This window comes from Candidatus Dependentiae bacterium, from assembly GCA_026389065.1.
GTDB lineage: Bacteria > Babelota > Babeliae > Babelales > Chromulinivoraceae > JACPFN01.
In genome coordinates this window covers 1-9,696 of the sequence record JAPLIP010000057.1, presented here as the reverse complement: position 1 = coordinate 9,696, position 9,696 = coordinate 1, and the positions used below count along the sequence as shown (strand labels likewise).

Sequence of the window (9,696 nt, the reverse complement as noted above, 5' to 3'; positions counted from 1 at the left end):
GTAAAAGAAACACCTGCTTGTATTCTTTGTACGGACCCAGTTGCAAAACCCATATTTTGTGCAATTTTATCAGCGGTTTTAAATCCAATGCCCCAAATATCTTCGGTTAGCTGGTATGGATCTTGTGTTAGTTTTGCAATAGAATCATGGCCATATTTTTTATAAATTTTTGTTGCATAGGTTGAAGTGACGCCTTTTTCTTGCAAGAAGACCATAATTTTTGCAACATATTTTTGATCAGTCCAAGACTGTTTAATTTGCTCAACTCGTTTTTTTCCAACCCCGCTTACTTGAAATAGTTTGTCAGGAGTTTGGTCAATTATCTCTAAAGTTTGTTCACCAAAGAGATCAACGATTTTTTCGGCATATACTTTTCCAATGCCTTTGATAAATCCAGAGCCAAGGTATTTTCTGATTCCTAAAATGGATGTTGGAAGTGAGGTGGTATAAGTAGTTGCTTGAAATTGCTTACCAAACTTTGCATGAAAGTTCCAGGCTCCTTCAATGTGAATTTCTTGTCCGACTTGAATATTTGCAAAAGTTCCAGTAACCGTAGCGTCATCCTGTTTTTTTGCTTGTAGAATAAATATAGTAAAACCGGTTTCTGCATTTTGAAACAGAAACCGGTCAATAATTCCAGTTAATTGATCTTTTTGAGGGGAGGTCATTTATTTTCTTAAGTTTCTTAAATATTCTAAAGCTTTTGGACAGCTTGCTGCAAAATCACCAAGGAAGTCGAAAAGGTCTGTGCAAAATTTTACAAATGTGTTAAATGTTTTAATGTCTCTTTTGAAAACAACTCGTTCTGGTTGTGACGTTTTTAGTCTAGTCCATTGTAACAAGTAGCAATCATTATTTTTACGAAGTGTACATGATTCTTCGATAAGCTCTGCCATAAGTTCTTTTGTTTCTTTAGCGCTTGCAAGAAAATGCTCAACAAGTCCCAAGAAATCTGACTGAACTTGTATCATAGCAATAGATAAAGCATCTTTTTGTTGTTGAGATAAATTTTTATGTTCTTGTTGTAATGCCGCTTCAATTGTTTGCAAATCACTTACAGAATACAGTTTTGATTGAAGATCATATAAAACATTTTTGCTATAAGCTGTACCTAATTTAGATTGGCTAAATGATGCAATTATTTTATCAGCAGCTCCAACAATTGGTCCATTTATAAATCCACTATTTATAACAATAGAATCTTCAAATTCTGAAGTGTAGGCAGAGGTAAGTTGTCCAGAGTGTTTATCTATTTGAGGACTTGAAGCTTTTCCTTCATCTGGAGATGTTAAGACTTGTTTTATTTCTAAGTTGTGTTGGTGTGCAAAGGTGAAATCTTTTATATCATGTGCTGGAATTGCCATATGAGAATTTGTCGTTCTTGTGTCAAAGCCTTCAAGAGAGTAATCAGATATAAACAAAGGAAGCCTGTTTCCTGTTATTGGATGAAGAGCATACGTGCCTGTTGGTACAGCATGATAATCAACTTCTACATATCGATTAATTAAAGATTTGCTTTTTACGTCTTGGATAAAAAGTGAAACAGCAGCTTGCTGTGATGGCGCGACAAGATCAAATAAGTGTTCATGATCTGGTGAAACTATGACAAAAGTGGCGCCAAAAATAAGCTCAGGACGCTTTAAAATGACATTAACAGAGGCGTGTAAAGAATTCGATTGATCGTCGACGATAGGAAGGTTGCATTCCAATCCTTTCCAAATAAGTTTTCCCGTAATAAATTCTTTTATTGTTTTTCTAACCATTAAGATTCTGTACACAGGATCATTAAACATTCCTGCATTGTCAGCAGCTTTTAAGAATGGACTTGAAAGTTTATGTGATGTAAATGAAAATAATGGGCATAAAATGAGAGCTAAAATTAATTTATTTTTCATAGATTTTGTCCATTTCGTATATTAAAATTTTATATCATAACTTAGGCCAACGGTAAAATCGTTACCGAGTGAATTATTATAAACGGTTATATCTGTAAAAAGAGCAAGTGACATATCGTGACGTGGCCCTGTAAAAAGGCGATGTACTTTGCCAAATAATTTAATAGACCATGATTCAGGTGTTACTGATTTTGCAATGTTTAATGTTTCCATAAATTTAACGCTTGGACATTTGATAGATAGGAACTGTTCTTGATATTGATACCAACCATTATATCCAAGAGAAAAATCCCATCCTTTATATGATTTTTGTAGGCAGGATGTTGAATCAATAATAAATCCAGGAAGTACTTTGGCTGGAAAAACTAAAGGGAAAAGGCGGTCTGTTAATGTCGCTTCAAGAAGTGCGAGCTTATCGGTGTCGGATAAAGTTGATTCGGCAAATATTTCAGAGAAAGGAGCCTCGGTTTGATTTGGAATGAAAAATCTTTTTTGATCATGCGGTAAGAAAAGTTCAAGAATATAAATCCCATTGAACTGTAGTCCCTCATGAATTGTCCAATATGGCGCTAATTTTAGTCCTATACCTAAAGACTGCTGGTATCCAAGTGGGCATTGTAAAAGGATTGATGATAGTTGATCAATTGCGTTCGTGACATAATTTAACAGCTCTTCTTTTCCATTTGGAGCAAAACCAATAGTTGGAGTTATTGTTATCAGATCGCAAACATTAAAGACGGGTTGATCATTGTGGGGTTCAATGTATGTCCCGTATAGCCCACGAGCAAATTGACAGTCTGTTGGTAGATATAAAGATCCTCCAACATCAAAGCTCCACTCAGGTCTTTCAAAAACTTTTTTACAAAGGCTTAGCTCAAGAGTTCCGCTTCCGAGTGCGTCAAAAATTAAATGTTTTTTTGCAAACTCATCTAAATCAAACGTTGATCCTTCGAACGCTGAAAATTGCTCTCTGATTTGATCTTTTTCTAAAGGAGTAAAGTTTAGATTTCTCACCATCCAGAAAAATGGAATCTTTGCTTCAAAGTATGCTTTTTCGCTGAGCTGTTGGTAATAATGGTTCATTATTCCAAGTCTTCTTTCTTCAAGTCGTCCACGAGACATAAGTCTGAATACATCTGGAAAATTTAAGTTTTTAACTTTTGAAAATTCTGGCGGAAGTATTTCGAATGCAGAGTTAAGTGCGGCAATGTAATCAGCATTTTGAATGTTTAAGTAAGATCCAATTTTAGTGCCTGGTTTGTGAGGTTCATTGCATGTAAAAGCTTTTTGGCATGTTTGATTATAAAAAGCATGGAAAGTAAAAAGATGATCAGGTATTGGCTGTTGATAAGTGCAAATTTGAAAGCTTGGATAATTTATTAAGTTTCTGTTTACCGGAACAGATGTTTTGATATAAAAATCTTGATTTAAGATTTGTGGAAATTTGACAAGATTTAAAATGCTTAAAATAGTTGCAGCTTCGCCAGGTTCGCATGATCGCAACGTTGCAAGATCATCAGATGAAATTGAGTTGCAAAGAAAATCAAACTCATCATCTTGAAAATCCATTGAATATGTTGCATTAGAATGAAAAAGCGCAGCGCTTAAAAAAATGGACAACGTAATATTTGAAATACTATTTTTATAGTTTAAAAAATTCATGTTCACCGTTTTGTAATTCAATAAATACATTCTTTTCATTTTTCAATCCTACTATGTTTTTTAAATTAAGGCAAAAGTGGAGCTTGGCTCGTATTTCGAGTAGCATTCTAAATTGATATAAACATGATGGTTTTTATAAAAAAGGATGCTTATGAGTGATCAAAACAATGAATCAATACCAACAATATTTATTGAAGGAAATGTAGGCGTAGGCAAGTCAACATTTTTGCGCTTCTTAAAGGATAATCTTGATATGCATGTTCTTTATGAGCCAACTGAGCTATGGCAAGATGTTGATGGAAATGATTTATTAGAGCAATTTTTCCTAGATGAAAAGAGATGGGCATATACTTTTCAAAGCTATGTTTTGATTACCAGGGTTGATCAACTCTTAAAAGACAATCAAGATTTTGGCTCAAAAGCTATTCGAATAGTAGAAAGATCAATATATTCTGGCAAATATTGTTTTGCTCAAGTTGCAAAAGAAATTGAAACGATCAGCGCGTTAGAATGGTCTTTGTATAAAAAGTTGTGGGACCGAGAAAGCATTAGAGTCATTCAAAAGCCAGCAGGATTTATTTATCTAAAGACCTCCTATGAAAATTGTTACAAAAGAATAATGAGTAGGGGTAGGTTTGAAGAAAAGCCAATCTCTTTAAGCTATTTAAAAGCAATTGAAGATAAGCATGAAGATTGGTTTGAAAGAAAAAAAGGCGTAGATAATTATGTTTTAAGCCTTCCTCAATTGATTCTTGATTTTTCACAGGATTTTGCGGCAAATAAAAATATGCAAGAGCAATATTTGCAATTAATTAAAGATTTTATTGCCAAAATGTAGGTATACTAAATCAAAGAATTAACAATTTATTAAAGGACTTTTGGTGTATAAAAAAAATCTGCTCATCTCTGTTTTGTTTTTTACCTCATCGATCTTTTCAATTCCGGCTTTGCTTTTTGTAGAAGGAAATATTGGCGCTGGTAAGTCTACTTTTTTAAAAATGATAGAACAAAATATTCCAGCAACTGTTACTTTAGAGCCATGTGATGAGTGGCAAAATGTTTCAGGCAAAAATCTTTTAGAGGCTTACTATCAAGATAGTCAGCGTTGGGGTGCTTTGTTTCAAATATACGCAAGTATGACCAGGGTCAGAAAACAACAAGCAGAATCTTTTAATGCAGATGTTTTACAAATTATGGAAAGATCTTGGTATTGCGACAGGTACTGTTTTCAGCAAATTATGTATGATCTGGGTTTTTTAGACAATTTATCACTAACCGTTGTTCAAGAATTATGGGATTTTGGAATTGTTGGAGCGCCAAAGCCCGTTGGTTTTATATATCTTCGAGTGGAGCCAGAAGTTTGCATGGATCGCATGAAGCATAGGGCTCGTGGCGAAGAGTCTGGAGTGAGCTTAGATTATTTACAAAGGCTACATGATTATCATGAAAGCTTGTTGGTTCATAAAAGTTCGTGCTTAGAATTAAAAGATATTCCTGTTTTAATCTTGGATGGATCATTGAATTTTAGAGATGATAAAGCTGTGCAACAAAGTTTTGTGCGACAAATTCTTGATTTTTTAAAGATTAATGGGAATATTGATCTTACAAAGTGAAAATATTTAAAATAGCTTTTGAACCGTTATAAAGTATAACAAAGATAAGGGATAAAACATGGATGCAAATATAAGCGAATACGCTAAAGCTGCAGTTTTTGTAGGGGCGGCAATAGCAATGGGTATTGGCACGGTCGGGCCGTCTTTAGCTCAAGGAATGATCGGATCTAAGGCTTGTGAGAATATAGGAAAATATCCTGAATCGTCGTCTAAAATTAGAATGACTATGCTTCTTTCGATGGGCCTTGTTGAGACATGCGCATTGTATGCTTTTATAATCGCGTTAATTGTAATCAATAAAATCTAAATTTAATTTGTAGAAATTATTATGGATCTTCCAAATTTAACGCTTTTTGTTCAAATGGGTAATTTCGCAGTAGCTTATTTTATACTGCGAAAGTATGTGTTCGTTCCTGCTTTTAATATAATTCTTGCTCAGGAGTCTCGTCTAGACTTATTAAATCAAAGAATTGATACAGCTTATATTCAACAGCAACAAGTGTTAATCCAGCAAAAAAGTCAGAGAAGTTTTATGAAAGATTCTTTAAAGCAGATGATTCCTGATTTTTCTAAAAAACTTTGCCAAACGGAAGGTTCTTTGCTTGGAGCAGAGGCTGTGCATAAGGTTTCTATGCAAGATTTAAAGCTGTCTGACAAAGAAAAAAAAGAAATATCTGTCATGTTACAAGGTGTTTTGTCGGATGTTAAGATATGATTTTTTCAGTTGATGAAATCTTTAATCTTTTAAATTTTGCATTTCGCATTGGCCTGGTAATTTATGTTATTCGGTATTACGTTGTCGGTAAAATTGTACAACAAATTGGTCAAGAAAAGTTTGAGATAAATTCTCTGCGTCAGCAGTACACTATGTGGCGAGAAAAGTCTGCAGATGTTGTAAAAAGAATGAAAGAAGAAGAGCAAGATTTTTTGACGATGCAAGAAAAGTTTATAGTTTGGGATCGGCAAATTACTTTAGCCGCGTCTAAAAGAAAAGCAGATTGCGCGACAAGACAAAGTAAAATTAACGATAGTGCTCATTTTAAGTTACAATCATTTGGGCGACGTAATCTTATGAAAGCAGAACTTCCAAAAATTATTATGGATACAACGCAGGATTTACAGAAAAAATTTAAAGAAGATAGCTCGTTGGGTCATGAATATATCAGCAAAATTCTGGATGGATTACAGGGATAATTGATATGAGATATTCACAGTCACTAGTTGCAAAACAGTATGCCAAGGCTTATATTCGTGAATATATACAAGAATTATCATTGGCCGATATTGAAAATATGAAATCTGCAGTTTCTTTTTTTAGAAGGCATCATAATTTCATGTCACTTATTAGCGTTATCGCTAAGATGCAAGATAAAAAACAGGATTTGATTGATGAAATATTTTCTCATTTTTCATTGCATCAAACATTAAAAAAATTAGTAGAAGTTTTAATAAGGCATAAACGCCTTTTATATTTTGCCCAAGTTTTACAAGATATTTGCTGCTTGTATGTTACATTCCATGGTATTTTAGAGGTAACTATACAGTCAGCAACACCACTTACAGAGTCTGAAATATTAAAATTTGAAACTTTTTTTCAAAAACTTTCTGGCAGACGCATTGTAAGCAGTATGCAGATAAACGAGTCTTTGATTGCTGGCGTTCGCATGCAATCAGAGATTTTTTTATGGGAATATTCGGTAGCAGCACGATTAAGAAAATTAAGTCAGAAATTGTTGATTGAGGGATAATATGAACACAAGAGATCTAGAATTAGTTTCCTTATTGCAAAAAGAATTACAAGATAAGCCACATAAAAAACTAGATGAAGTTGGTGTGGTTGTTCAAGTTGGAGATGGGATTTGTAAGGTCTATGGACTTATGGATGCTATTTATGGAGAGCTTGTTTCTTTTGAGGGTGGAAACAATGGAATCATTTTAAATATGAGTGATGACTTTGTTTCAATTTTTGTTTTATCTCAAACGATCGCTGTTTGTGAGGGTGAAGTCGTAACGCGTACTGGTGAAGCTTTAAAAATTCCAGTTGGTGAGTCTATGCTTGGTCGTGTGATCAATGCGCTTGGAAAACCAATTGATGGACTTGGCGAGATTCTTACAACAGAGTTTCGTTATGTTGAACAAGATTGCCCAAGCATTGTTGAAAGAACGCCAATCACACAATCTTTGCAAACAGGAATTTTAGCAATTGATGCTTTAATACCTATTGGAAAAGGTCAACGAGAATTAATTGTTGGAAATCGCAGCACAGGAAAAACAGCTCTTGCAATCGATGTCATTTTGAATCAAAAGGGCAAAGATGTCATTTGTATTTATGTGTCAGTTGGTCAGCGCCAAGGTAACTTAGCAAGACTTGTTAGCAAATTAGATGAGCATGAAGCGCTTGATTACACCATTGTTATAAGTGCTGATTCAAGCGAAGCTGCTTTAAATCAGTATCTTGTTCCTTATTCTGGCACCGCACTTGGTGAATATTTTATGCACAAGGGCAAAGATGTTTTAATTGTGTATGATGATTTAACTAATCATGCTGTTGCGTATCGTGAAATGTCTCTTTTGATGCGTCGTGCTCCTGGTCGGGAAGCCTATCCAGGTGACGTGTTTTACCTGCATTCAAGACTTTTAGAAAGATCTGCTTGTTTAAAATCTGGTGGTTCAATTACATCGCTTCCAATTATTCAAATTCAAGAAGATGATATAACTGCTTATATCCCAACAAATTTAATATCAATTACCGATGGTCAGTTATTTTTAGATGCTCAACTGTTTAAACAGGGTATTAGGCCTGCTGTCAGCGTTGAACTTTCTGTTTCACGCGTTGGTGGGGCAGCTCAAACTTTAGCTGTTAAAAAAATGTCAAAAGGTCTTCGTTTAGATCTAGCGCAGTATAACGAGCTGTTAAGTTTTGCTCAATTCGGAACAGAGCTGGATGAAATATCTCAAAAACAGTTAAATCGTGGAGCGGTAGCTGTTGAAATTTTAAAACAACAGCAATTTTTGCATTATTCACTTGTTGATGAAGCAATTATTTTATTTATGCTACGGTCGAATATTTTAGATAGCATCCCATTAAAAGATGTTTCTTCTTTCGTTGCAAAAAGCACAAGCTATGTTGCATCTGTGTATCCAGATGTCTACGAAGAAATTAATCGAAGCCAAGATGTATCAGACGCTACCATTGAAAAGCTTAAAGTTATAACGTCTGAATTTGCACAGCTTTTTAAACAAAATGCTTAAAAAATAAACTTTGTACAAATCGCTTATTGCTTAGCCATTCTTTTAAGGGTTGACTTTGTAGACAGTTTGCCGCTTTGTGTGAAGTTTTTATTTGGTTTTTCTTCTTGTGTAACTACTTTTGGAGCAATCGGCTTACTTGGCGCATCTTGATTTAATTTGTCTGACAAAACAGATCTTTCTTTCGTGAGTTGTTGAATTTCTTTTAAGAGTTTTACCTTTTCTGTTTCAAGAGCTGTGAAGTATTCATCTGTTGGCAACTCATCTAGCTTAGCTTGTTTATTTTCTATTTGGCTAGACAATTCTTTTTGGTCAGAGGTTAATGATAAAACATCTTCTTGGTTTAAAATTAAAGCTTTTTCATGGTTTTGTATTTTTGATTTAAGGCTTGTTTGTTCTTCGATAAGATTGCGTAAAATTCCTTGATTGGTTTCTATTAGTTTTGGATCACTGCCAGGATTGTTTGTTAAGTCATTAATTTTGCTTAAGACCTCTTGTGCTGTTTCTTTGTTTTCATCAAGATTATTATTTAACTGACGTAGATCATTTGTTGTTGTTTTGAAATCTTTTTGTTTTTCGTCAATTGATTCAGCTAGGCTTTTAAGCTCGTTTTTATTTCTAGCTATTTCATTGGTAAGGACTTGTCTAGCGTGTTGATTATCGTTTTTAATAGCTTCCTGAGATTTTCTTATTATAGAATCTAATTTTGCATTAGCAGTTTCTAATTTGTTATTTACGTCATTTAGGAGGCCTTGATTATGAGTTTGTAGCTCTGTTTTGATTGTTTGTATTTCTGTTTTTATCTCAGGTGTTTTATTTGGTTTTTTATCTAGCTCTGTTAATTGACTTTCAAGAACGGTTGCTTTTTGGTCAGCAATGTTTTGCGGAGTGAATTTTTCAGAAGGTTTTTGCCCTGGCAGGCTATTGATTGATTCAAAGCTTGAGTCAGAAAGATAGCCTTGAATGGTTCCTGGCAATGCAGCTTCTCTTTGAGCAGCTCTATTTTCTGTATCTTTTTTATCTTTCTCAAGGGTCATTTTTTGCAACAAATCGTTTTGTATTCTTGGATTCTTAATTTCGTTCAACACTTTTGTTTTTAAGGATTCTAAATCTTTGATGAATGTGCCGCTTTTTAGACCACCAAAAAGAAACCCAGATAGCTTGTTTTCTTCTGGAATTCTTGTTTCTATCTTAGACAAAATATCTCTGAGCTGATTAAGGTCCATAGTTTTTAAAGATTCTGGATCATTTAATGCGGTTAGGGTTAGTGTATTAAG

The 9,696-nt window shown here is 34.2% G+C and carries 11 protein-coding genes; 7 read left to right on the top strand and 4 right to left on the bottom strand.

The window, feature by feature from the left end; genetic code table 11:
- From NTU89_04160 to NTU89_04150, 3 genes are all read right to left on the bottom strand, one after another.
- On the bottom strand, positions 1 to 668 hold a 668-nt coding region (locus NTU89_04160; protein ID MCX5923724.1), incomplete at its 3' end, for a helix-hairpin-helix domain-containing protein.
- The gene (locus NTU89_04155) at positions 669 to 1,895 is read right to left on the bottom strand and encodes a hypothetical protein (protein ID MCX5923723.1); all 1,227 of its coding nucleotides are present in this window, start codon (positions 1,893 to 1,895) and stop codon (positions 669 to 671) included.
- Positions 1,896 to 1,916: 21 nt separating this feature from the next.
- On the bottom strand, positions 1,917 to 3,596 hold the full coding sequence (locus NTU89_04150) for a hypothetical protein (GenBank protein ID MCX5923722.1): 1,680 nt from the start codon (positions 3,594 to 3,596) through the stop codon (positions 1,917 to 1,919).
- A gap of 112 nt (positions 3,597 to 3,708) precedes the next feature.
- Between NTU89_04150 and NTU89_04145 the strand changes: the two genes are divergently transcribed.
- Genes NTU89_04145 through atpA form a run of 7 tightly spaced genes read left to right on the top strand, consistent with a single transcriptional unit; the run spans position 3,709 to position 8,422 of the window.
- Positions 3,709 to 4,395, top strand: a complete 687-nt coding sequence (locus tag NTU89_04145) for a deoxynucleoside kinase (protein MCX5923721.1) — start codon at positions 3,709 to 3,711, stop codon at positions 4,393 to 4,395.
- 43 nt (positions 4,396 to 4,438) lie between these two features.
- The gene (locus tag NTU89_04140) at positions 4,439 to 5,170 is read left to right on the top strand and encodes a deoxynucleoside kinase (protein ID MCX5923720.1); all 732 of its coding nucleotides are present in this window, start codon (positions 4,439 to 4,441) and stop codon (positions 5,168 to 5,170) included.
- 58 nt (positions 5,171 to 5,228) lie between these two features.
- Positions 5,229 to 5,477 (top strand): ATP synthase F0 subunit C, encoded by a 249-nt coding sequence (atpE, locus tag NTU89_04135; GenBank protein ID MCX5923719.1) that lies wholly within the window; start codon positions 5,229 to 5,231, stop codon positions 5,475 to 5,477.
- A 21-nt stretch (positions 5,478 to 5,498) separates the two neighbouring features.
- Positions 5,499 to 5,885, top strand: coding sequence for a hypothetical protein (locus NTU89_04130; protein MCX5923718.1), 387 nt, complete (start codon positions 5,499 to 5,501; stop codon positions 5,883 to 5,885).
- A complete protein-coding gene (locus NTU89_04125) occupies positions 5,882 to 6,364 on the top strand; it encodes a hypothetical protein (GenBank protein MCX5923717.1) in 483 nt (160 codons plus the stop codon). The genes NTU89_04130 and NTU89_04125 overlap by 4 nt, the downstream gene beginning before the upstream one ends.
- 5 nt (positions 6,365 to 6,369) lie before the next feature.
- On the top strand, positions 6,370 to 6,918 hold the full coding sequence (atpH, locus tag NTU89_04120; protein MCX5923716.1) for an ATP synthase F1 subunit delta: 549 nt from the start codon (positions 6,370 to 6,372) through the stop codon (positions 6,916 to 6,918).
- Between the two features lies 1 nt (position 6,919).
- Complete coding sequence (gene atpA, locus NTU89_04115) at positions 6,920 to 8,422, top strand: F0F1 ATP synthase subunit alpha (protein ID MCX5923715.1); 1,503 nt, start codon at positions 6,920 to 6,922, stop codon at positions 8,420 to 8,422.
- Between the two features lie 23 nt (positions 8,423 to 8,445).
- Here the strand turns inward: atpA and NTU89_04110 are convergent.
- Positions 8,446 to 9,696, bottom strand: a 1,251-nt coding sequence (locus NTU89_04110) for a hypothetical protein (GenBank protein ID MCX5923714.1), incomplete at its 5' end; no start/stop codon positions are given.

What these genes read in the sequence shown, in the direction of transcription:
- NTU89_04155 (MCX5923723.1), bottom strand. Translation starts at nt 1,895, where the DNA reads ATGAAAAATAAATTAATTTTAGCTCTCATTTTATGCCCATTATTTTCA.
- NTU89_04150 (MCX5923722.1), bottom strand. Translation starts at nt 3,596, where the DNA reads ATGAAAAGAATGTATTTATTGAATTACAAAACGGTGAACATGAATTTT.
- NTU89_04145 (MCX5923721.1), top strand. Translation starts at nt 3,709, where the DNA reads ATGAGTGATCAAAACAATGAATCAATACCAACAATATTTATTGAAGGA.
- atpE (MCX5923719.1), top strand. Translation starts at nt 5,229, where the DNA reads ATGGATGCAAATATAAGCGAATACGCTAAAGCTGCAGTTTTTGTAGGG.
- NTU89_04130 (MCX5923718.1), top strand. Translation starts at nt 5,499, where the DNA reads ATGGATCTTCCAAATTTAACGCTTTTTGTTCAAATGGGTAATTTCGCA.
- NTU89_04125 (MCX5923717.1), top strand. Translation starts at nt 5,882, where the DNA reads ATGATTTTTTCAGTTGATGAAATCTTTAATCTTTTAAATTTTGCATTT.
- atpH (MCX5923716.1), top strand. Translation starts at nt 6,370, where the DNA reads ATGAGATATTCACAGTCACTAGTTGCAAAACAGTATGCCAAGGCTTAT.
- atpA (MCX5923715.1), top strand. Translation starts at nt 6,920, where the DNA reads ATGAACACAAGAGATCTAGAATTAGTTTCCTTATTGCAAAAAGAATTA.